Raw genomic sequence first — 24079 nt, forward strand, 5'->3', positions numbered from 1 at the left:
AAAACATTTAGTACTTTCCAAAGAAAAACAAGATAAAACCCAAAGAATAAACAGAGATTTAGGACTTTAAGGATAAGCTTTTTTTATGAATGACAACTCTGTCGGACAAGCGCAATTAGACACATTGCAAAAAAAACTTGATAGCGCCATAGACTCACGTAGAACGTTAGAAGAGGATTTCAAAACCCAATCGACACTACTTATTCAGTTTATCAGTAAACTATCATTAGTTTCTAAAGGGGTCGATCTCGAGCTTGATAATCGCTTGGCAAAATTACGGGCTTTATTTACTAAGTCCGCACCGATAGCTGACATTGAAAACAGTATCGCAATCATCACAAAGCTACTACAACAGCATGCAATAACTAACGAAAAAAATATTGCACAAATGCATCAACGTTTCAATTTTGCAGGTGAGAGTTTACAAAAGGTTAACGGTTTACCCAGCGACCTCCGCCGCAATTTACGTGAATTATTATCAGAAACTAAAAGTACAAAAGATGCGTTAATTCAATATGTTCCTTTATTAAGCCAATTACTAGAGTTTTATATAAATGCCTTGAGCGCTAAAGAAAAAGCAGCAACAAATGGCTTATTAACAACACCTAACAATGCAGGTGATTCTGCGCAAACGACTTTAGAAACCTCTTCTGAGAACAATAGTAATACTGCTTCCACTTTTGAGTTAGACGGAAGTTTATTAGAAAAAATCTCCGTAACGTTAAGTGCTCTCAACTTATCTCAAGCACATACCAATCAATTATTAGCAATTAAGAAAAAGCTAATGGCTGACACAACAAATAAGGAAATAGTAAACCACTTCCTTGAAATATTTGATGTCATCGTTGCCGAGTTCAAAAATGAACAAAATAATGCTAAATCTTTTTTAACCTCACTTAGTGACACTTTAACGAGTGTTCAGTTAGCGGTAAAAGAGACGCTCGAAACACAAAAGTCTTCACAATTAGCCAACGATAAAATTAATGTTGTACTACAAAAACAACTTGTTGATATGACCGGTACTGTTGAAAAGGCACTGTCGCTTGATCAAGTAAAATTAGACATCAATGATAAATTGCAGAAAATCGCAGGAACTTTAGAAGCCAAATCGAAAATAGAACAACAGAGTCAATTAGCATTAAGTCAAAAACTCACTAAAATGGCAGAAAAAGTCGCTCAGCTAGAAGAGAAAAGCCGCGTGTTTGAAGAAAAGCTTGCCGAGCAACAAATCAAAAGCATGCAAGACGCTTTGACTAAGCTTGCTAATCGTGCCGCATTTGATGACTACTTTGCTAAAGCAATGGTTCGCTTTCAACATCGCCCATTTGAATTAGCCCTAGTCGTTATTGATATCGATGACTTTAAAAAAATTAATGATACCTATGGTCATAGCGCTGGCGATAAAACGCTACAAGTGATTGCTAATACGATTCAAAAACATGTTTCCAAAGATGTTTTTGTTGGTCGTTATGGCGGTGAAGAGTTTGTACTTATTTACTCTCAAACAGCAGAAACTGATTTAATTAATGAATTAAACACAATTAATAAACAAGTTGCTCGCTTACCTTTTAAGTTTAAAAACAATAAAGTCAGTATCACCTTATCGATAGGTGCCACCCATATTCGTACCGATGATAATATCCATCTTGCTTTTGAACGTGCTGATGAAGCTATGTATAAAGCAAAGTCTCAAGGTAAAAATCAAGTTATTTATTCTAAGTAATGTACGCGTAATTACAGTAACTATACTCGCTAATCATTTAATAATATTAAGGCGCGTATAAAAGGAGGTTCTATGCACATTCAACTTAACCCTGTTGGTAATATGAATTTACTTTCACAAGCTGAAGTAGACCAATTACAATTATCTGCCAGCAGCGAGCTTTACATGCTTTATCGTAACTGCTCTTTAGCTGTACTTAATGCGGGATCGAATACCGATGATGCCGAAGCCATTTATCAAAAGTATAAAAAATTTAAAATCGAAGTCATCAGACGAGAGCGTGGCGTAAAAATTGATTTAGACAATCCACCATTACACGCCTTTGTAGACGGTAAAATAATTCGTGGTATTAGAGAGCACCTTTCAGCAGTATTGCGCGATATATTATTTATTAATAGTCGTTACTTAAATATGCCTATTTCGTCTGAAAATATTACCGACACTACCTTTGATATACTGCGTAATGCCAATCTTATTTTACCTGAAACTGAGCCTAATTTAATCACCTGTTGGGGCGGCCATTCAATTAGTCATAATGAATATAAATATACCAAAGATGTTGGTTATCAATTAGGGCTTCGTGCTTTTAATATTTGTACTGGTTGTGGCCCTGGTGCTATGAAAGGACCAATGAAAGGTGCGACAATAGGCCATGCAAAACAGCGAAATAAATCAGGTCGTTATATCGGTTTAACTGAGCCAAGTATTATTGCTGCTGAGCCACCAAACCCTATTGTTAACGAATTAGTGATAATGCCTGATATAGAAAAACGCTTAGAAGCTTTTGTTAGGATGTCGCATGGCTTGATCATTTTTCCTGGTGGCGCAGGTACTGCTGAAGAGTTACTGTATATTTTAGGGATTATGCTTAATGAAAAGAATAAAGATCAAAAACTGCCTATTATTTTAACAGGCCCTGCTAGTGCTAAAGCCTACTTTAAAGAAATCCACGCTTTTATTGGTGCTACATTAGGTGAAAAAGCGCAATCTTTATATAAAATTATTATTAACGATGCGCCTGCCGTTGCCCGTGAAATGAAAATAGGTTTAGAGCAAGTATTAACACATCGCAAAGCAACAGGTGACTCGTTCCATTTCAATTGGTCTTTAGAAATAGAAAGCGACTTTCAACACCCATTTGAGCCAAACCATGCAAATATGGCGGCATTGAATATCAGCCATGAGCTGCCTACGGCTGAACTAGCGGCAAATTTACGACGTGTTTTTTCTGGTATAGTTGCCGGTAATGTAAAGTCGGGTGGTATCAAAGCAATACGAGAGCTTGGTCCTTTTCAAATATCAGGTGATAAAGAAATTATGACATTAATGGATAAACTACTTGCTTCATTTGTTGAGCAGCAACGTATGAAACTACCGGGTACTGAGTATATCCCTTGTTATAACGTTATAGAGGAGTAATCGGTGTCCGCTCATTTAATCTTAATTGATGCTTTAAATTTAATTCGTCGTATTTATGCGGTGCAAGAGCGGCCATTTATGTTAACTAAAAACAGTGCTAATGATGAGTTATCAAATAACACTCAGCAACAAGTGTTATTTAATACTCAAAATGCCTGTGTGGTGGCCTTAAATAAAATTATTAATGAACACAACCCAACCCATGGGTTGGCGGTTTTTGACAGCCAAAAGCCTTGTTGGCGCTATAAGTTGTATGCGGATTACAAAAAAGGCAGAAAAAAAATGCCTGAATCACTCGCCAATCAATTAAGTCATATTCAAGATGCTTTTATGGCTGAAGGTATTGATTCACTAACATCTGACGAAGATGAAGCTGACGACCTTATTGCGACATTAGCGACTAAAATGGCGTTGCATGGTCAGAGAGTCACCATTATTTCAACAGATAAAGGCTTTTTGTCACTACTTAGCCCTAATATTCATGTCTATGATTACTTTAACCGTCGTTACCTAGATGAAACTCATGTTAAAAGTAAGTTTAATGTAAAGTCATCACAGTTAATGGATTTATGGACGCTCACTGGTGATAACACCAACAAAATACCTGGTGTGGCAGGTATTGGGCAAGTAACCGCCGCAAATTTAATTAACGAATACGGCTCACTAAAAAATATTTTAATGAGTGACGACTTAAAATCGACGATTAAAAAGAAGCTCGAAGAAAGCAGTGAACAAATAACGTTAACTCGCCAATTGCTAACATTACAACAAGATATCCCTCTAGGTTTCAACCTTAAGGATATTCGCATAACATCACCTTCAACTTCAGCACAAAATAATGCTAATATTATTCCCTTAATCGCCCCAACAGCTTAACTAGCTAACAATGTCACTACGGTATTTTCAACATGAATAAAAAAGTAATCACACGCATCGTACTTGCTCTAGCTGCATATTTTGTCTTTGTTATGTTAGTGGTAATTTTCTATGACGATAGCCCAGACCAAATGAAGTGGGACGACAGAGAGGCTTATAATCGACAGTTTATTGCTAAAATAAAGCTGAATGAATTTACCTTTGAACATGCTTTAGAAGAGCTTGGTAGCCCCGATATTACAGAAGCTAAGCAAATCGACGACACCCGTTTTCAGGTAATGTTTTATAGAACTCAACATGTAAAGTCTGACGGTATTACCACCCAAGATGAGTGTACCTTCTTACTATTTATTAATGGTGTTTTAAAAGAAATAGGTTTAGGTAATAACTACCCCGACAATTGGAAAATAATCACGCCTTATCAGCAAAGTACTTAGCGCTTAGACTAAAGTCACCTTGCTAGCCCAATTGAATGATTCTACTATAACAGTATAGAGTCGAAAGCATTAGCAGCACCATGCCATGACTTAACCCATGTAAACTTTCAAGCTCGAAAACAGAAAGTTTACATGGTATAAAACAACTAACAAAACACTTTTATACGACTTAAAAACTTGAGTCGATTGAAAGTGTTTTCTATCTATAAAATACTAAGGTTGATCACGCTTCAATATTGCATTCATAATCGTGAGTTAATTTTCACCATAGCAAGATGTATTAAATGTCGTTAGTTGCCTAAAGCACAAACCTCATCGCTAACTGAAATTCCCCACTAACCAATAGATGCAACCTCAAAAGAGATCAGCTTTACACAAATAAGTATCGATTACTTATAACTCACAATTAAGGTGAATTTAATGACTAAACAGACCATCACAGTTATCCCTGGCGACGGCATTGGCCCAAGTATTATCGAAGCAACCATTAAGGTGTTAGATAAAGCAGGATGTAATTTTGACTATGAGTTTGCAGATGCTGGTCTAACTGCGCTTGAAAAGCACGGAGAATTAGTGCCAAGTGAAACGCTTGAGTTAATTGCTAAAAATAAAGTGACCCTTAAAGGCCCTTTAACGACTCCTGTTGGCGAAGGTTTTACCTCAATCAATGTAACGTTACGTAAACAATTTAAGTTATACGCAAATTTACGCCCTGTTATTTCATTTAAAGGTACCAAAGCTCGTTACGAAAACATTGACATTTTAACCGTGCGTGAAAACACTCAAGGTATGTACTCTGGCGCAGGCCAAATCACCAGTGAAGACGGTAATGAAGCTGAAGCAAAAAGTATTATTACCCGTGAAGGTGCTGAAAAAATATTAACATTTGCTTATGAAACAGCACGTAAAGAAGGCCGTAAAAAAGTTACCGCGGTACATAAAGCAAATATTTTAAAATCGACCTCTGGTTTATTCTTAAAAGTTGCTCGCGAAGTTGCACAGCGCTACCCTGACATTGAATCAAGTGAAATGATTGTTGATAATTGCTGTATGCAGTTAGTTATGAACCCTGAGCAGTTTGACGTTATTGTAACCACTAACCTTTTTGGTGATATTCTTTCTGACTTATGTGCTGGCCTTGTTGGCGGCTTAGGTATGGCGCCAGGTGCTAACATTGGCGAAGATTGTGCTATTTTTGAAGCTGTTCACGGGAGTGCGCCAGATATTGCAGGTAAAAACTTAGCAAACCCAACGTCTGTTATTCTTGCTGCCATTCAAATGCTTGAATATTTAGGAATGAGTGATAAAGCACAAAAGATCAAAGCAGCCATTACTGATGTTATTGCATCAGGTGATAGAACAACTGGTGACTTAGGTGGTACGCACGGTACAACTGACTTTACTGAAGCTTTACTTGAAAGACTGTAATCTATTTATATTACCCTTATAGAAAAAACAGTGACTCTTTAAAATCAAAACGAGTAATAAATATAATATTTATTACTCGTTTTTTTATAGCTTATTTATGGATTAGTTATCCAGATAATACCGTTGAGTGAATCAGCAACTAATACAAAAACTATAGATCAACTGCAATTAGTGGTGCCGGTGATAGTAATCTTGCGTGTACGGTGATTTCTTCACGGTCATAATATAAATGCTTAGCGTATAACTCGTATTTGACGTTATGCTTATTAAAAGCATCTTTAATTGCTTGTAAGTCTTCGGATACCTGCTGGTAGCGCCCTTTCATTGGTAGCTTTAAGTTAAACATTGCCTCTTTACAATAGCCATGTAATAACCATTCACTCATTAACTTAGCAACACGCTGTGGTTTTTCAATCATGTCACAAACTAGCCAATATACGTTTTGCTTTTGAGGAAGGTATTTAAAGCCATCCATCATTTTATGCTTAACCTGCCCGGTTTCCATTAGCGACTCAGCCATTGGCCCGTTATCAATCGCAGTAACCATCATACCTCGGCGAACGAGTTGATAAGTCCAACCGCCTGGTGCGGAGCCTAAATCAACCGCATTCATACCCGATGTTAAACGGGTATCCCATTCTTCACGAGGAATAAAATAAAGAAATGCTTCATCAAGTTTTAAAGTTGAGCGACTTGGCGCAAGGCTTGGAAACTTTAATCGAGGAATCCCCATGATATGAGGAGAGCTATTTCTCGTTAAAGAGAAACCTAAGATCACTTGCTGACCACTAAAGAAAAGCGCATGTAAAATAGCGCCGTCGTCATCAACTTGCTCAGTAGCTTTTGATTTTTCGGTTAATACCTTATTCTTTCGTAATGCTTGGCGAAGCGGCACAGAGAGCTTACGACAAAATTTACTTAATTCTTTGCCATCATTAGTATCTGTCATTTCCATTCGTAAATCGGTATATTGCCACTCATTACCTAAAGCTTCAGTGATCGCTTCTACTCGATTATAGTCAGGTAAATCAATTATATCGGTAACCGTAACAAACCATTGGCGAGCAAAAATAAGGCGCTTCAATGGTACTTTATTCATCAAAACTTCACCGTGTTCACTTTCATGTAGATGAAAAAGAACAATGCCTTGATTCTTTTTTAGCTCTAAATAGCCGTAGATTTCATTCCAAGCAGCTTTTTCTTGGACTTCAGCGCCACACTCTTTCTCAAAGCCTGGGCGACAAAATAATACAATGGAGGTCATAAGTTATTCTTACCTTCTAACGCTAGCATTAACCACGCTAGCGCAAATGACATACCACCAATAGGCGTTAACTTACCTAATAAGGGTACTTCAAAAATTAATTTAATATAAATAGTGCAACTAAAACACAAAATGCCTAATAAAAAGCAAATACAAGCGATGATAACAGGTTTAGAAGGCGGTTTTATTTTCGCCCATACCAGACATACAAGTAAGGTAATTGTATGAAATAATTGATATTGCAGTGCTGTAGATAAACTTGACTGCACATTACTTGCTAAGCTTTGCCCACCGTGGGCTAACCAAGCGCCGAATAGTACAGAAAAACAACCACTGATACCAACAAAAATCATCATCGAGCGCATTAAAATATGATTATTGGTGATATTGTTATGATTACTTGCAGACATAGCTGTGTTCCAAAATAAAAGTAACGAGTGTATCTACTGCTGTTTGCAAATGATGTTGATAGCTAAAACCTGACTTTACTCGTGGCTTTAAACTGTGATCACCATCGGCTAAAAAAACACTTTGGCAGTGCTCAGGTAAGTTATAGCTTATGACTTCACTTTGACTACCAAGAGTGTCTCTATCACCTTGTATAATCAATACAGGTAATTTTCCTTCAATTAATGGCTCTAAGCGTAACTTTTCAGGCTTTTTCGCTGGATGAAAAGGATAGCCTAAACAGAAAACCCCTAAAAATTTAGCTTTATTCTCTACATTAGTAGCCAATGTACATGCAACACGGGAGCCCATAGATTTACCGCCAATAAAAAGCGGTAAATCTTGAGCGCATGAACTTTGCAGAAACCTATCAATAACATCTTGGTAGCACGCAAGTAATATTGGCATTCTATCGGGAGGGTAACGTTTCCCTGTTGCAATACGCTTATCCATAAAAGGAAAGTTAAAGCGTAATACATTAACTTTTGCTAGGTTAAGTAAACGTGTCATTTCAACCATAAACTCATGATGCATATCAGCGCCAGCACCATGAGCAAAAATAACATTGGCAATAGCCCCATCAACGGTATTTTCTTCGCTGCTCACTTCTATAGATAACGTATCCATTAATTAATTTGTCCGTCAGTTATTTGTTCTTGCTCTGCACGTACCATGTCAAGCATCCACTGTCTAAAAGCCGCTATTTTACCATTATCTTTTTGCGCTTCTCGACAAACAATAAAGTAAGAGTTTTTACTGACTAAAACATCATTAAACGGACAAACTAAACGTCCTGCATCAATATCTGGCTTGGCCAATACGCTGTAAGCCAAGGCAACACCTTGGCCATATAGTGCAGCCTGCAACACCATAGTTGAATGACTAAAGATTGGCCCATGGTTAACATTACCGCCTTTAACGTTTACTTGTTTAAACCAACGTTTCCAGCCTTTACGCGATGTATCATGCAATAAGGTATGATGAGATAAGTCCTCTAAGGTAAGTAGTGGCGGCTTACCGTTGGCGGCGTTTTCTTGCAGTAATAATGGGGAGCACACGGGAATTAAATATTCAGTATGAAGTTTTTCTGCATAAATATTGGGCCAGCTGCCCCTTCCATAATAAATGGCGATATCGACATCTTCGGTTAGTGAGTTTTCAGCTTGGTCAACCGCTTTAATTCGCACATCAATATCACCGTGTAAGGCATTAAAAGCACTTAAGCGTGGTACTAACCATTGAATAGCAAAGCTTGCTTGTGAACTAACGGTGATGGCACCTTTAGCGCCACGCACTAATAAACGCTCTGTTGCTTCATGTAGTGAATTAAAAATATCTTTAATGTCGAGATAATATGATTGTCCCTCTTCTGTTAATAACAGTGAGCGGTTTTTTCGCATAAACAATTTAATGCCTAAATGCTCTTCCAAAGCTTTTATTTGATGACTAATTGCAGCTTGCGTCACAAATAATTCTTCAGCAGCTCGCGTAAAGCTTAATTGCCTTGCAGAGGCTTCAAATGCTCGCAATGCGTTGAGTGGCGGTAGTCTATTAGCCAAGATTCACCTATAAATTAACAAGGAATTTACAATTATAAATGCATAAATAATTAGAAATACAGCATATCAATTTTACATTAGTTTTTCTAATGAATAACATTAAATTAAGTCATTTTTATTTTTAGTGTTGTTTACGTAATATACACCTTGTAGATGAAGGACATCATCTCAACATTCTTTGAAAGTTAAGTATAGTGTGTGCTCCCAACCCATACGCTGTATTTCTTTCAAAGGGCTATGCCAGAGAAAAGGTCCTAAGAAATCTACCTAAACAACGTGTTTTATTATTAGGTTAATTACTGGACAACATATATCATGAAAAAAACTAACGCATTACTTACATTACTCACTGGCCTTATATTTAGTACAAGTGCAATAGCAGCAGTACCAACCACTGAACGTGTTAAAGCTGAGCCAACTAAGCCAACAAGCATACACCTTATTAACGAAGCGGTCGCATCATCACTTGCAACAATCAAGCTAGATACAGACTACACTCAGCAAGTTGAAAATAATAGCTTTGCTATTAAAAAGCAGAAACTTAAACGTAATAAGACAATGAATATTACCAGCAATGAAATTGCAGCGGATTAATAGTGTAACATCTGATACTAACATCAAAAAAGGAGACTTATAAGTCTCCTTTTTTAGTTATTACCTGTAACTATTACAAATATTAACCTGTAATTAACGGCTCAAAACCTTTAACTAAATCATCAATTGCTTTCATTTGCGCTAAATATGGGGCTAACTTATCTAACGGTAACGCACAAGGGCCATCACAGCGCGCTTGTGACGGATCAGGGTGCGCCTCAATAAACAATCCAGCAATACCAATAGCCATACCACTACGAGCTAATTGTGCTGCTTGTGCACGACGACCATCAGCACTATCAGCTCGTCCGCCAGGTTTTTGTAAAGCGTGTGTCGCATCAAAAATAACTGGGGCATAGTTTTTCATTTCATCCATGGCTAACATATCAACCACTAAGTTATTGTAACCATAGCAACTACCACGTTCACATAAAATAATATTTTCATTACCCGCTTCACCAAACTTAGTAATAATATGCTTCATTTCATGAGCCGCTAAAAACTGAGGTTTTTTAACATTAATAATTGCCCCTGTTTTAGCCATAGCAACGACGAGATCAGTTTGACGTGCTAAAAAAGCTGGTAGTTGTATAACATCAACCACCTCACTAACTGGCTGTGCCTGATACGGCTCATGTACATCGGTGATAATAGGAACATTAAAGGTGTTTTTTATTTCTTCAAATATCTTTAAACCTTCATCAAGACCAGGGCCACGATAAGAGTTTACCGATGAGCGATTCGCTTTATCAAAAGAGGCTTTAAAAACATAGGGAATACCCAACTTTTGAGTAACCTCTACATAATGTTCAGCAATGGTCATTGCTAAATCACGCGATTCTAATACGTTCATACCACCAAACAAAACAAACGGTTTATTATTTGCTACGTCGATATTTTTTATTTTTACAGATGTAATTGTCATAATATTTCCTAAACTTCCTTAGGGCTGTTAATGCTGATGTAAAGTGCTGGTACGTATTTATAGAAACGTTTACATAAGGTATTTTTACTATTTGAAGTAAAAAAATACAAAACCGAGTATTAGTGCTAATAAGCCCAATACGACAGCATCATTAGTGATCAATGGTGTACTAGCTAACACAGGGTTTTGCATAAACTTACCTTAACATTTTCCGTACAAATTAATGAAACGTATTATTTTGTACGTCTATTTTTTCAAGTTGAATTTTTAATATCTTAGCGGCTGGATCTTGTGGACACTGCTCAACAAAATAGCGGTAATCATCTACAGCAACTTTGAAACAATCAAGTTGATGTAAAAGAAAACCTCGGTCTCTGCGCAGAATAGGATCATCAGGGTTTAGCCCTAAAATAATATCAATACATGTCAACGCTTTATCAAAGGCTTGCTCACGAATTAGTGCACTTTTTAATGAGATTAGGTATTCAACAATAGCTATTTTATCATTTACTGATTTTAAGTTGTCGTCACCAGGGTCGCCAGATAAGTCATCTAAACGATGATCAAGCTCGGTCCAATCAAGGGATTCTCCCGTCACTGCATCAAAAATAATCGCGTATTGTTCATCGCAGCATAAGCGCACCATAATTTTATTTGGTACAAACACCAAGTCAGTATCAAAGCCACAAGCAGTAATAATTTCTGCGACAATAGCCGCTTTTACGATAGGCGACATTAAACGCTGTTTCAGCCCTTTAGCGATATGATAAGCACTTAAGGGCCAAGAAGCTTGAGCATAATCAATAAATAAATGCTGAAAATATAATTCATTTAGCAAACATTCGGCGCGCTCTAACGGCGATTCAATTTCATTAATTACCGCAACACATTGATCAATAATAGTTTCTAGTACATCAAGTGACGCATCAGTACTTGAGGTTGCTAACTCTTGTACTGATGAACGACTTTGTTGATGTACTTGCTCACCAAAAACAGCTTCTTCAATGAGAATAAGTTTTTGTAATAGCTCTTTATCTTCAGATTTTATTTCTGAAATTAACAATTCATTCATAACAACTTTATTTACTCATTTAGGTAAAAAATAATGCTTCTCTAGTCATCGCTAAACGAACTATTAACATTACCCAGCCAATAGCACCTAAGAAACCTAAGACACGCATTGCTTTATTACGTGCTAATTTAAGCGTGTAATAAGCGGTAAAAATGTAAGCAACCATAGCGAGTAGCTTTTCAGCTAACCACATTTGTTCCATTGGGTTAAAATGCAGCTTTATCGCTAATGCGACACCCACACTGAGTAACAAAGTGTCAACAACATGAGGTGAAATTTTAAGCCACTTTTTATTTAATTTATCCGGATTAATAAATAGCAATAAAAAACGATAAGCGAACAACAGTACGCTAATTGCGGCGAGTGTCATATGTAAATGTTTCAATGGGGTACCCTCTTTAATAGTTTTCTTTTGATGGAGATATTTTTATCGGCTTAGTTTTTCCCTATGAAGTGATAAACCAAGCGGTAATTTTTAGTTTTATTTAGTAAATCGGCGTAAAGTTTACCTACTTTATTTGGCTAAACTGTATAACTATGTAACAGTTTAACTGATAGTACTTAATGTTATATCAGTGCGTGGTTATGGCAAAATTAAAAGACTTTAACATCAGTGAACTGAGTTATATTTTACTGGTAATACTGAGCTTTCCCCAGGTAATCCTATCGTGGCCATTTAAGTCTTTCACCGTTTCAATGCCGTTAAAACCAGCCGTTCGTAAGATATTACGTACAGCCTCACCCTGCTCAAAACCATGCTCAAAAAATAACGCACCATTAGGTACTAAATAATTAACGGCTTTAGCCGTGATATCAGCAATATCACCTAACCCTTGTTCATTTGCCACCAACGCAGACTTAGGTTCAAAGCGCACATCACCAACACTGAGGTTTTCATCATTACCGTCAATATAAGGCGGGTTGGATACTATGATCTCAAAAGGAGTGCTTTGCGATACTTTACTAAACCAGTCACTTTGGTAAATATTAACCTGTGAAAGCGCTAATGCTTTAGCGTTACGTTTTGCTAACGCAACCGCGTCAAAGCTAAAATCTATCGCATCAATATGCCAACTTGGTAACTCTGATGCTAACGCTAATGCAATAGCTCCGGTTCCCGTACCTAAATCTAAACAGTTTAAGTTTTGTTTTTCACCATAATGGGTTAACACTAATTCAATAAGAATTTCAGTGTCAGGGCGAGGGATTAAAGTTGCAGGAGAGACAAAAAAAGGTAATGACCAAAACTCTTTCACGCCAACAATATAGGCGATAGGTTCGCCATTAATACGCCGTGCTAATAATTCAAGGTATTGGGAAGATTGTGCTTGGCTTAATATTTTGTCAGGCCAAGTTAATAAATAGCTGCGTTCTTTTTCAAGCACAAAACATAACAGCAGTTGCGCATCAAGTTTAGCGCTATCAGAGCATGAATCGAGTTGTGCTCGACCATGCTCTATTAGGTGTTCAATCGATAAAATCACAAACAACCTTCAGGTTAGTTTTGCTCGGCAAGCTCAGCAAGTAAATCAGCTTGGTTTTCGAGCATAATAGGCTCCATAACTAACTGAAGATTACCTTCCATCACTTCGTTTAAGCGATAAAGCGTTAAGTTGATACGATGATCGCTCATTCTTCCTTGTGGGAAGTTATAGGTACGAATACGCTCAGAGCGATCGCCACTAGCAACTAAGTTACGACGTGATGACTCTTCTTCACTGCGACGCTTTTCATCTTCTGCTTGTTGTAAACGAGCTTGTAATACCGACATAGCTTGCGCACGGTTTTTATGTTGAGAACGTTGATCTTGACACTCAACAACAACGCCTGTTGGAATATGGGTAATACGAATAGCCGAGTCTGTTTTGTTAACGTGCTGACCACCAGCACCTGACGCTCGGAAAGTATCAACTTTTAAATCGGCTTTGTTGATTTCAATTGCTTCAGACTCAGGAATTTCAGGCATAACCACAACGGTACAAGCCGATGTATGAACACGCCCTTGTGATTCAGTTTCAGGAACACGTTGTACACGGTGACCACCTGACTCAAATTTCATATGACCATAAACACCTTCACCGTTTACCTTCATAATCAATTCTTTATAGCCGCCCTGCTCACTTTCATTGGTATTCATCACCTCGATTTTCCAACCTTGCTTTTCAGCATATCGGCTGTACATTCTAAATAAATCACCCGCAAAAATAGCCGCTTCATCACCACCAGCACCAGCGCGAATCTCAACAAAACAGTTGTTATCGTCATTAGGGTCACGAGGTAATAATAATATTTGTAAGTCGTCTGCTAAGCTACTAACCGCTTGCTTTGCTTCTTTATATTCATCTTGCGCCATTTCACGCATATCAGGATCATCATCTTTTAGCATCATTTCCGCTGTAGCGAAATTTTCTTCAGCGCTTTGATACGATTTAAAAACCGATGTCACTTCATCTAATTGTTTAAATTCTTGAGATAACGCACGAAACTTGTCTTGATCAGCAATTGTTTCAGGGTCGGATAATAGAGCTTGCACTTCCTCAAAGCGTTCAACTAACGCTTCAAGCTTTTGATAAACTGACGGTTTCATTAAAGTAATCTTATTTTAAAATGAGAAAAAACTAAATTGGCGCTATTCTAACACAGTAATATGATGCGTTAAAATGAGGGATTATAAAATTATACGAATAAGCGTTAGTCGAGCGGCTCAATATCAAAAATATCACGTAAATAAAGTAGCTTATCTAACTTTCCGCCTTGTGCTGCAGTTTGAAGCGCACTGGTTGGGGCATGCATAAACTTATTGGTTAACTTAGTCGCTAATTCAGCAACAACCGCTTCTGAATTTTTACCACTTTTAAGTTGAATCAAGGCCTTTTCTAACAAAATATCACGTTCATCTAAACACTGTTTTCGATAACTAATCACGGTATCTTGGGTGTTTAAGCCGCGTAACCATGACATAAAATTGTCAGATTGATCATTAACAATGCTTTCGGCTTGTACTGCAGCTTTACGACGATTTTCAATGTTTTTTGCAATAATGCTTTGTAAGTCATCAACAGTATAAAGAAAAACATCTTCAAGCTCAGATACTTGTTCTTCTATATCACGTGGCACCGCTAAATCAACCATAAAAATAGGTTTATGCTTACGCTTTAACAAGGCTTGTTCAACCATACCTTTACCAATTAAAGGTAGTGTTGAGCCTGTTGAACTAATCACAATATCGGCATCACAAATATGTTCAGGAATTTGCGCTAAGGTAATAACATCTGCACCAATTTTATTAGCCATACCTTCGGCACGTGCTATCGTTCTATTAGCAACGGTAATTTTACCCACATTGTTTTCATAAAGGTGTTTCGCCACTAATTCTATGGTTTCGCCTGCACCAACTAAAAGTACTCTGGCTTTATCAAGACTTGCAAAAATGTGTTTCGCTAAGTTAACAGAGGCAAAAGCTACTGACACCGCACTGGCACCAATTTCAGTTTCAGTGCGTACTTGCTTAGCAACACCAAAAGTGCGCTGGAAAAGCCTATCCATCACTAATGACATAGAGCCTGCTGATTTTGCTTGGCTGTATGCTTGTTTCATTTGCCCTAATATTTGCGGTTCACCTAAAACAAGTGAGTCAAGCCCACAAGCAACGCGCATCATGTGATTAACGGCTTGTTGGTCTTTATGCCAATATAAGCTTGGGAGAATAGTAGAAGCAGGAACGTTATGAAAGTGTTCTAACCATTGAATAATACGCTCTTGGGTCGCGTTAAAGTCACCATCTTGTACTAAATAAAGTTCGGTTCTATTACAAGTAGATAATATTGCTACTTCGCGACATTGCACGGCATTTAACATTTCACGCAGGGCAACAGAGAGTTTATCTGGATTAAAAGATATTTTCTCTCTGACCGCTACCGGGGCAGTTTTATGATTTATTCCAACAGCAACTATGGACAAAGTAACAAACCTACATTTTATCAGGACAAATAGTTAACAACACGCTATGTCGACAAGAAAAGCGTTAATTGATTGTGCTAGTATAACTCAATATTGACGATATAAATATGATCTGAAATAAAAGACCTACAATAAAAGTGGCTTAATTATCTCTATTTAGCTCACTTATTACTCATTTTATTTCAATAAGGTAAGTAATTATGCCTGTTAGCGTTGTTACATCTCTATTTACAATACCGCTACGCCTTTATATTGAATTGCATAAATAGCTATGTTCCAATGTCTCTATATTATTTGTTAAATTATAGAAAATTCTTGATGATGCCTTATTTAACTCTCCCATTTAAAAATCATAACATGGGATTTTCTTTAGCTACTCTGCAAAGAAGCCACTCACTAATACGTAATTCATTCTTACTCCCTGCATTGTTACTTTTATCTTTGTCAGGTTGTAGCACGTTAACGGATAAAAGTGAGCAATCGTCTCAAGCGACCTCAGTTTATAATAGTGCAACCGATCGCACTTTATTATTAACGCAGGTCACACAATGGCAAATTAGTGGTAAAATAGCCTTTATTGAAAAAGATGAGCGCAATAGCGCTACTTTATCTTGGCAAGTGAACGAAGATAACCGTACGCAAGCATTAAACTTAACCAGTTATTTAGGCATTAATGTTCTCCAATTGACCTCTAAAGAAGGGCTTCACGCACTTACCTTTGACGGTAAAACCTATTACGACACAAACTTACAACTACTGATATATTCTTTAACTAGGCTTACCCTTCCTATTGTTGCCTTAAATTCTTGGGTAAAGGGCCTACCCTATCAAGAAAATGACATCATCAGTTATGATAACGCAACGCAACTACCCAGTAAGCTAACCAGCACCTATGATCAAAGTTTATGGGAAATAAGTTACGGTAATTATAAAAAATTTGGTAACCATTTATTAGCGACTAAGCTCACTATTACCAAAGGTGACTTATTAATTAAGTTGTCAATTAAAGACTGGCAATTAAATACCGAGCAAAGCCAACGCCTTGATTTAAAAAATTAAACCCAACATAACCACAAAATAATATTACTGTAATCCTATGACACTAGCTCATTCTTCTTATTTAAATACGCCAATTGATTTTCCGTCTCCGGCTAAAATCAACTTATTTTTACACATTGTCGGTCGCCGTGATAATGGCTATCACGAGCTTGAAACCTTATTTCAATTTCTTGATTATGGCGATACCTTAAGCATTACCGCTACCGAAAGTGAACAAATTGATTTGCTCACGCCAATAATAGGCGTAAAAAACGAAGACAACCTGATCATAAAAGCGGCGAAGTTATTAAAAGCAACCAGTAAATCTCAATATGGCGCACAAATTAGCCTTAATAAAATATTACCCATGGGTGGCGGCTTAGGTGGTGGTTCCTCTAACGCGGCAACAATATTAGTTGCGCTCAATTTATTATGGCAATGTGGTTTATCAACGAAGGAGCTAGCGACCTTAGGACTAAGTTTAGGTGCCGATGTCCCTATTTTTATTCACGGCTTTGCCGCATTCGCTCAAGGCATTGGTGAGCAACTTAGTCCTGCATTACCACAAGAGTGTTGGTATTTAATTACTAAACCTGCGTGCAGCATATCAACCCAAAGCGTTTTTACTCATGAAAAATTAACACGTGATACGCAAAGATTGCCCGTTAATAATCAACAGTTAAACGATTTTAGCCACGATTTATTTTGCCCGCCGTACCATAATGATTGTCAAGATGTTGTAATAAATAGCTATAGCGAGGTTGCCAAGCTACTGGCTTGGTTGATAGAATACGCACCGTCCAGAATGACTGGAACTGGCGCTTGTATTTTTTCGCGCTTTTCCAGTTATAATGAAGCCTGTGCGTTGCAAGCTAAGCTACCTGAAAACGTAGCCTCTTTTGTTGCCAGAGGAGTTAATAAATCTCCATTATGCTTCACTATTGAAAAACTGAAGACGAACAATTAAAAATTTTAGAACTATTAGCTATTTTTACTCATTAGTGCTTTTACTAGTCTAACGATTAAAAGTAGTTTTACCGCTTAATGAGAAAACGCTCCTGTTAACTCTACAAGTATCATATTAATGTCAAAAGTTTCTGAGGAACTGACCGTGCCTGACATGAAGATTTTTGCGGGTAATGCCACCCCTGAACTGGCCAAGAAAATTGCTAATCGCCTTTATATGCCTTTAGGTGATGCTAAAGTAGGTAGTTTTAGTGATGGTGAAATAAGTGTTGAAATTAATGAAAACGTCCGTGGTGCTGATGTTTTTATTATTCAATCAACGTGTGCTCCAACCAACAATAACTTAATGGAATTAATTGTGATGATTGACGCATTGCGTCGCGCATCAGCTGGCAGAATTACTGCTGTTATTCCTTATTTTGGTTACGCTCGTCAAGACAGACGTGTACGTAGTGCTCGTGTGCCAATTACCGCAAAAGTAGTTGCAGACTTTTTATCAAGCGTTGGTGTTGACCGTGTATTAACGGTTGATTTACACGCTGAACAAATTCAAGGCTTTTTTGATGTGCCTGTTGATAATGCTTTTGGTACGCCAATTTTATTAGACGACATGCAAAACCGTGAATTAGACAACCCTGTAGTGGTTTCTCCTGATATTGGTGGTGTTGTTCGCGCACGTGCGGTAGCTAAACTACTTGATGATGCCGACCTTGCTATTATTGATAAACGTCGCCCTAAAGCGAATGTTGCACAAGTAATGCATATTATTGGTGATGTTGAAGGTCGTGATTGTATTATTGTTGATGATATGATTGATACTGGTGGCACATTAGCAAAAGCGGCAGAAGCGTTAAAAGCACATGGCGCTAAGCGCGTAATTGCTTATGCTACTCACCCTGTATTATCAGGTAATGCTGCAGAAAACCTAAGAAACTCTGTTATTGATGAAGTGGTTGTTACTGACTCAATCCCATTATCGCCAGCAATTAAAGAGCTGAAAATGGTTCGTCAATTAACACTTAGCGGTATGTTGAGTGAAGCTATTCGTCGTGTAAGCAACGAAGAGTCTATCTCGGCAATGTTTGATTAGTAATGCTTAATTAGTTAATCATTATTTAAACCAAACCGTTTATATAAAGCAGCCTCGTGGCTGCTTTTTTATTGCCGCTATTTAGCGATAACCTTAGTTGAAAATCAACAAGTTGTAGTAATTACCAGCAGCAATGGTTAGTAATGAACAGATACTTACAAAGGCTCACATTTATTAAGCAAAATAATCATGCATGTGACCAATAAAATAAAATACAATAAAAAGTGAAATTTTCGGTAACTTAACTTACCAGCCTAGCAAAATATATTGGTTAAGTAGGCTAATCAACAAGGATGATAAATGCGACTCCAGTCTATTGATGCATTACGCGGTGTAGCGATTCTCGGTATTCTTTTTATGAACATATATTTTCATGGTTCAATCATAACGGGATACGGCGAGCTAACACCTAAGCCGTTTACCGATACTATAATTGAAGCATTGAATAGTGTTTTTATTGACGGCCGCTTTAGAACACTTTTTTGTTTATTATTTGGTGCTGGCCTAGCCATACAACACCACGCCTATAAGAAGAAAAAATATTCACCAAAAGCGTTTTTAACCATACGAATGAACTGGTTAATGCTGTTTGGTCTAGTGCATGGAATCTTTATTTTTGGTGGTGATATTCTATTGCTCTATAGTGTATGTGCTTTATCTATACTGAACTCCCTTAACCTCCCCCTCAAAAAGCTTCGTCGTAAAGCTTATTTATTTTTAAGCATAGGTGCCGCTTTAGCCCTTGCTACCACATTAGTTTTGGTTTTCTTTCTCGATGAACAAACCATGCTCAGAGCCTCCACAGAATATAATGAATTATATCAATTATGGTTTAGTGGTTACTTTAATCAACTATGGATACAAGGGGGAATTGCTATTTCTATTGTATTAACCTCACCTTTGTTTATTTATTGGCAGGTTACAGGTTTGATGATGCTAGGCGCTTTTTTATATCGTATTGGCTTCTTCAAAAGAGGATTTACTCAATCACAACTGTTTATTATTTCACTCGCAGCTTTGAGCCTTATCTGTATAGATTTTATCATTTTACTTAACTCTCCAGCACTAACTGATGAAACATCTTCAATTTTAGCAAGCACTTCAGCAATATTTGTCGCGCTTATCTATGCTCATATTGTCATTAAGCTAAGTCATCATAAAAACAAAATTATTGCCGTATTATCTAATGTTGGCAAAGTCGCTTTTAGTTTATATATTTTGCAATCTATCGCTATGGCGATGCTATTGCGATTTTGGCATCAGGGCTTTCACCTGAGCGCTCAAAGAGTCGATTATGTCCTGATAGCCTGTGGCTTTACTTTAATTCAAATACTTATTGCACATTACTACTTACAGTACTTTAAGCAAGGGCCGTTAGAGTACCTTTGGCGTAAAGCTTGCCAGCACAGTTTATATAAGCGAATGTACAAAAATAAAAATGCCCACCATTAAATCAATTAGTCACTACCTTTAGGTAACTTGAACTCGGGTTGAGAGAATTAATAACATACTCATATTAAAAACAATAATTCAGACTTCCTTCTCGTGCTGAGAACTTTCAGCGCTAGTAAGGCGTACTTAGGTATCAATAGCAGGTCTATTGCAAATCAGTCCAACACGGTTAGTGGTGAAAATAGCAGTTTTCAATGAACTTATTATCCCGAGGTCAGGTAATAAGACTATTAATGGTGCCGTATTAATAGCACAGGGTAAAAAGATCACTATATTAATAACCCTCAATTAAATTATGCATAGCTTTTGTGCAACTTAAGTGTTAATATTTCGCGCCTTTTTTATCTAGCCTATTAGCTCACAATCTAATTAGGTTGTTAAATATAAGGCATACCTCCTTGTTTTTGGTCGCAAAAAACAAGAATTAATTTTTAAGTTTTAAACTTAACACTAAGAAAGAGTATTAAAAATGACTGATTTATTAACTTTAGAAGCTGAAGTACGTACTGATTTAGGGAAAGGTGCGAGCCGCCGCCTACGTCACGCGAACAAAGTTCCTGCAATCCTTTACGGTGAAGGCCAAGAGCCAGTATCTTTAACTTTAGAGCACAAAAACGTTTTCCGTGCTCAACAAGAAGAAGCATTCTACTCACAAGTTTTAACATTAAACATTGCTGGTAAGCCAGTTGAGTGTTTAATTAAAGACATGCAACGTCACCCGTATAAGCAAGTTGTTATGCATTTAGATTTCTTGCGTATCGATGCTGCTCATAAAGTACAAGCAAACGCTCCAATTCACTTCATTAACGAAGATGTTGCAGCTAAAACTGGTGCTAACATTTCTCACCACGTAAATGAAATTGCTATCACTTGTTTACCAAAAGATTTACCTGAGTTCATCGAAGTTGACTTAGCTAACCTTACTCTTGGTCAAACATTGCATTTATCAGACGTTACATTCCCAGCGGGCGTTACTTCTGATGAGTTAGCAAAAGGCGAAGCTCACGATCTAGCTGTTGTTACTGCTAATGCTCCTAAAGGCAAAGCAAGTGACGAAGAAGAAGAAGAAGCTGCAGCTGAATAATAGTATTATCAATTTATAACTTTATTATAAATAATGACTATTAAATTAATTGCGGGGCTAGGTAATCCTGGCCCCGAATATACAAAAACCCGCCATAACGCAGGTGTTTGGTTTGTAGAAGAACTAGCACAGCGCCATAATATTGCACTTCGCCCTGAAAAAAAATATGCTGGCTTATATGGTAAGGGCCTCATTGGTAATGACCTTGTTCATTTACTCATCCCGACAACATTCATGAATCGCAGTGGTCAAGCTGTTGCTCCTTTAGCCAACTTTTTCCGTATTAATGTCGAAGAAATGCTAATAGCCCATGATGAACTCGATATGGATCCCGGCACAGTAAAAATTAAACAAGGCGGCGGTCATGGTGGACACAATGGTTTGAAAGACATTGTTGCACGCATGGCAAACAACAAAGAATTTTTTCGCTTACGTATCGGTATCGGCCATCCTGGCCATAGAGATAAAGTTACGGGGCATGTTTTAGGTAAAGCACCTCAAACAGAACAAGCACTAATAGATGCAGCAATAGATGAAGCAAGTCGTTGCTTTGACATTTGGCAAAAAGATGGCCTAGTTAAAGCACAACAACGTTTGCACAGTTTTAAAGGTGAGTAATTTACAACGTTAGTCGTCTTATATTAATAAATGACTTATTAATATCTCATACACTAAGACAACTTAACATTACATCACCCCACAACAGCTATTATTACAACATTACACTTCACGTTAACATAAGCAGGTAAAAGTTATGGGATTCAAATGCGGTATCGTTGGTTTACCCAACGTTGGTAAGTCAACATTATTTAACGCACTCACTAAAGCGGGCATTGAAGCTGCCAACTTCCCTTTTTGTACGATTGAGCCTAATACTGGCGTAGTACCTGTACCAGATCCAAGATTAGATCAATTAACTGCTATCGTTAAACCTGAGCGTGTTTTAGCAACCACGATGGAGTTTGTTGATATTGCAGGTTTAGTTGCTGGTGCATCAAAAGGTGAAGGTTTAGGCAATAAGTTTTTAGCTAACATTCGCGAGACCGACGCTATTGGTCACGTAGTTCGCTGTTTTGAAAATGACAACATTATTCATGTTGCGAATAAAATTGACCCTGCTGACGATATTGATGTCATTAATACTGAGCTAGCACTTTCTGATATGGATACTGCTGAGCGCGCTATTCAACGTCAAGCTAAACGCGCTAAAGGTGGCGATAAAGACGCTAAGTTTGAAATCCCTGTTTTAGAGAAAATTTTAAAGCATGTTGAAGATGGCAATATGATCCGCTCTTTAGAGTTATCTAAAGAAGAAAAAGCAGCGGTGGCTTATCTTAACTTTTTAACGATTAAGCCCACCATGTACATTGCTAACGTTAATGATGACGGATTTGAAAACAACCCATTTCTTGATGTAGTACAAGCCATTGCTGATAAAGAAGGCGCTGTTGTTGTTGCAGTTTGTGCTGAAATTGAAGGTGAATTGTCTGAAATGGATGATGAAGACCGCGTTGAATTTATGGCAGAAATGGGCTTAGAAGAGCCGGGCCTGAACCGTGTTATTAACTCAGGTTACGGTTTATTAAACTTACAAACCTACTTTACCGCTGGCGTTAAAGAAGTACGCGCTTGGACAGTAAAACAAAACGCAACTGCGCCACAAGCTGCAGGCGTTATTCATACTGATTTTGAAAAAGGCTTCATCCGTGCTGAAGTTGTTGCTTTTGACGACTTCATCGAATTTAACGGTGAGTCTGGTGCGAAAGAAGCAGGTAAATGGCGCTTAGAAGGTAAAGATTACCGTGTAAAAGATGGCGATGTGGTTCATTTCCGATTTAACGTTTAAATACTTCCACAAGTAATCCATTTCAAAGCTCATCTTATGATGAGCTTTTTTGTATCTGCTAATCTCACCTTTTGCCCTCCTGTTTAATAAAAGTCTAAGTGATAAAACTGTTCATTTGAGTTTATCTTTAAAAAAATAATGGTCTACACTTTAAATGTTTACATAACGTAACTCATAAAAATAAGGCACAACAATGAAAACAATTACTTTATTATCAGTCGCAGTCATCACAGCATCATTGATGTCAGCTCCAGCTCAGGCAACAAGTATGTCATTACGTATTTGTGAGTATGTTCAAGCCAATGATAAAAGCCGTTTACGTTCATTTCTTAAAGAGAATAAATTAAAGATTCGCAATATATATGATGGCTTAGAGTGTAATGGTGACAACTTACTCATATTTGCTGCTAAGTCTAACGCACTTGAAGTAGGTGAATTTATAATAGGTAAGTTACCAGCAAAAACCGTTAAACCTGAAATAGAAAACCTGGCGAAATACTCCGCTCATTTATCAGAAGAAGCAAAAGAAAGATAACTAACGTAATTAACACAACTAAAACACACTGTAAAAGTAACGCCTTACTCTTATTATGAGACTAAGGCGTTTTTACTTTAATATTGCGTAGTTATACGCCAAATCGCACAAGCAATAATCAAACAATTAAAAAGTACAATAATTTCGAAAAAAACGGTTGACGTAAGCCAAGCAGATTAGCATAATACGCGCCACTTGCTGCAGAGCAGGTTGGTAAGGCTACATAGCTCAGCTGGTTAGAGCACATCACTCATAATGATGGGGTCCCAGGTTCAAATCCCGGTGTAGCCACCATTCTACTTTTAGTAGAAAGAGTTCAAACCTCTTTAAAAGTTTGAATGTAATGCGGGTTTGGCGGAATTGG

The 24079-nt window shown here is 37.5% G+C and carries 24 protein-coding genes and 1 tRNA gene; 15 read left to right on the plus strand and 10 right to left on the minus strand.

The window, feature by feature from the left end; all coding sequences use genetic code 11:
* The first annotated feature begins 85 nt into the window (after positions 1-85).
* The 5 genes from KO495_RS11625 (at position 86) to KO495_RS11645 (ending at position 5883) form a co-directional block, all read left to right on the plus strand.
* Positions 86-1723 carry a GGDEF domain-containing protein gene (locus tag KO495_RS11625; protein ID WP_215980578.1) on the plus strand — a complete coding sequence of 546 codons (1638 nt, stop codon included), beginning with the start codon at positions 86-88 and terminating at the stop codon, positions 1721-1723.
* A 72-nt stretch (positions 1724-1795) separates the two neighbouring features.
* Positions 1796-3142 (plus strand): nucleotide 5'-monophosphate nucleosidase PpnN, encoded by a 1347-nt coding sequence (ppnN, locus tag KO495_RS11630; RefSeq protein WP_215980579.1) that lies wholly within the window; start codon positions 1796-1798, stop codon positions 3140-3142.
* Between the two features lie 3 nt (positions 3143-3145).
* The gene (gene xni / locus KO495_RS11635) at positions 3146-4018 is read left to right on the plus strand and encodes a flap endonuclease Xni (RefSeq protein ID WP_215980580.1); all 873 of its coding nucleotides are present in this window, start codon (positions 3146-3148) and stop codon (positions 4016-4018) included.
* 32 nt (positions 4019-4050) lie between these two features.
* Positions 4051-4455, plus strand: coding sequence for a DUF3192 domain-containing protein (locus tag KO495_RS11640; protein WP_215980581.1), 405 nt, complete (start codon positions 4051-4053; stop codon positions 4453-4455).
* Between the two features lie 420 nt (positions 4456-4875).
* Positions 4876-5883 carry an isocitrate dehydrogenase gene (locus KO495_RS11645; RefSeq protein ID WP_215980582.1) on the plus strand — a complete coding sequence of 336 codons (1008 nt, stop codon included), beginning with the start codon at positions 4876-4878 and terminating at the stop codon, positions 5881-5883.
* Between the two features lie 151 nt (positions 5884-6034).
* On the opposite strand, the gene rlmM is transcribed toward KO495_RS11645, so the two are convergent.
* From rlmM to KO495_RS11665, 4 genes are read right to left on the minus strand one after another with little or no spacing between them, the layout of a single operon-like run.
* Positions 6035-7147: a 23S rRNA (cytidine(2498)-2'-O)-methyltransferase RlmM gene (gene rlmM, locus KO495_RS11650; protein ID WP_215980583.1), complete on the minus strand. Its 1113-nt coding sequence runs from the start codon at positions 7145-7147 to the stop codon at positions 6035-6037.
* Positions 7144-7557: a DUF423 domain-containing protein gene (locus KO495_RS11655; RefSeq protein ID WP_215980584.1), complete on the minus strand. Its 414-nt coding sequence runs from the start codon at positions 7555-7557 to the stop codon at positions 7144-7146. The genes rlmM and KO495_RS11655 overlap by 4 nt, the downstream gene beginning before the upstream one ends.
* On the minus strand, positions 7544-8221 hold the full coding sequence (locus tag KO495_RS11660; RefSeq protein ID WP_215980585.1) for an alpha/beta family hydrolase: 678 nt from the start codon (positions 8219-8221) through the stop codon (positions 7544-7546). Before KO495_RS11660 ends, KO495_RS11655 begins: the two co-directional genes overlap by 14 nt.
* Complete coding sequence (locus tag KO495_RS11665; protein ID WP_215980586.1) at positions 8221-9153, minus strand: transcriptional regulator GcvA; 933 nt, start codon at positions 9151-9153, stop codon at positions 8221-8223. Before KO495_RS11665 ends, KO495_RS11660 begins: the two co-directional genes overlap by 1 nt.
* Positions 9154-9468: 315 nt before the next feature.
* On the opposite strand from KO495_RS11665, the gene KO495_RS11670 reads away from it, so the two are divergent.
* On the plus strand, positions 9469-9747 hold the full coding sequence (locus KO495_RS11670; RefSeq protein ID WP_215980587.1) for a hypothetical protein: 279 nt from the start codon (positions 9469-9471) through the stop codon (positions 9745-9747).
* An 82-nt stretch (positions 9748-9829) separates the two neighbouring features.
* Here the strand turns inward: KO495_RS11670 and kdsA are convergent, their stop codons facing one another.
* The 6 genes from kdsA to hemA form a co-directional block, all read right to left on the minus strand.
* Positions 9830-10672, minus strand: a complete 843-nt coding sequence (gene kdsA, locus KO495_RS11675) for a 3-deoxy-8-phosphooctulonate synthase (RefSeq protein ID WP_215980588.1) — start codon at positions 10670-10672, stop codon at positions 9830-9832.
* Positions 10673-10892: 220 nt separating this feature from the next.
* Positions 10893-11744 (minus strand): tetratricopeptide repeat protein, encoded by an 852-nt coding sequence (locus KO495_RS11680; RefSeq protein WP_215980589.1) that lies wholly within the window; start codon positions 11742-11744, stop codon positions 10893-10895.
* Positions 11745-11763: 19 nt separating this feature from the next.
* Entirely contained in the window at positions 11764-12129 is a 366-nt protein-coding gene (locus KO495_RS11685; RefSeq protein WP_215980590.1) for a SirB2 family protein, read from the minus strand.
* A gap of 238 nt (positions 12130-12367) precedes the next feature.
* Positions 12368-13228: a peptide chain release factor N(5)-glutamine methyltransferase gene (prmC, locus tag KO495_RS11690; RefSeq protein ID WP_215980591.1), complete on the minus strand. Its 861-nt coding sequence runs from the start codon at positions 13226-13228 to the stop codon at positions 12368-12370.
* A 14-nt stretch (positions 13229-13242) separates the two neighbouring features.
* Positions 13243-14331: a peptide chain release factor 1 gene (gene prfA / locus KO495_RS11695; protein WP_215980592.1), complete on the minus strand. Its 1089-nt coding sequence runs from the start codon at positions 14329-14331 to the stop codon at positions 13243-13245.
* 104 nt (positions 14332-14435) lie between these two features.
* Positions 14436-15704 (minus strand): glutamyl-tRNA reductase, encoded by a 1269-nt coding sequence (hemA, locus tag KO495_RS11700; protein WP_215980593.1) that lies wholly within the window; start codon positions 15702-15704, stop codon positions 14436-14438.
* 357 nt (positions 15705-16061) lie between these two features.
* On the opposite strand from hemA, the gene lolB reads away from it, so the two are divergent.
* From lolB to KO495_RS11745, 9 genes are all read left to right on the plus strand, one after another.
* The gene (gene lolB / locus KO495_RS11705; RefSeq protein ID WP_215980594.1) at positions 16062-16763 is read left to right on the plus strand and encodes a lipoprotein insertase outer membrane protein LolB; all 702 of its coding nucleotides are present in this window, start codon (positions 16062-16064) and stop codon (positions 16761-16763) included.
* 37 nt (positions 16764-16800) lie between these two features.
* Positions 16801-17709, plus strand: coding sequence for a 4-(cytidine 5'-diphospho)-2-C-methyl-D-erythritol kinase (gene ispE / locus KO495_RS11710; RefSeq protein WP_215980595.1), 909 nt, complete (start codon positions 16801-16803; stop codon positions 17707-17709).
* Between the two features lie 144 nt (positions 17710-17853).
* Positions 17854-18798, plus strand: a complete 945-nt coding sequence (locus KO495_RS11715) for a ribose-phosphate pyrophosphokinase (RefSeq protein ID WP_215980653.1) — start codon at positions 17854-17856, stop codon at positions 18796-18798.
* Between the two features lie 300 nt (positions 18799-19098).
* Positions 19099-20250 (plus strand): DUF418 domain-containing protein, encoded by a 1152-nt coding sequence (locus KO495_RS11720; RefSeq protein WP_215980596.1) that lies wholly within the window; start codon positions 19099-19101, stop codon positions 20248-20250.
* Between the two features lie 469 nt (positions 20251-20719).
* Positions 20720-21334 carry a 50S ribosomal protein L25/general stress protein Ctc gene (locus KO495_RS11725; protein ID WP_215980597.1) on the plus strand — a complete coding sequence of 205 codons (615 nt, stop codon included), beginning with the start codon at positions 20720-20722 and terminating at the stop codon, positions 21332-21334.
* Positions 21335-21367: 33 nt separating this feature from the next.
* Positions 21368-21952, plus strand: coding sequence for an aminoacyl-tRNA hydrolase (gene pth, locus KO495_RS11730; RefSeq protein WP_215980598.1), 585 nt, complete (start codon positions 21368-21370; stop codon positions 21950-21952).
* A 136-nt stretch (positions 21953-22088) separates the two neighbouring features.
* Positions 22089-23180 (plus strand): redox-regulated ATPase YchF, encoded by a 1092-nt coding sequence (gene ychF, locus KO495_RS11735; RefSeq protein ID WP_215980599.1) that lies wholly within the window; start codon positions 22089-22091, stop codon positions 23178-23180.
* Between the two features lie 193 nt (positions 23181-23373).
* Complete coding sequence (locus tag KO495_RS11740; protein WP_215980600.1) at positions 23374-23715, plus strand: DUF3718 domain-containing protein; 342 nt, start codon at positions 23374-23376, stop codon at positions 23713-23715.
* 217 nt (positions 23716-23932) lie between these two features.
* Positions 23933-24009, plus strand: a tRNA-Met gene (locus KO495_RS11745).
* The last annotated feature ends 70 nt before the right edge of the window (positions 24010-24079 follow it).

Origin of the sequence: Colwellia sp. D2M02 (assembly GCF_018860755.1) — a bacterium.
Classification (GTDB): domain Bacteria; phylum Pseudomonadota; class Gammaproteobacteria; order Enterobacterales; family Alteromonadaceae; genus Colwellia; species Colwellia asteriadis.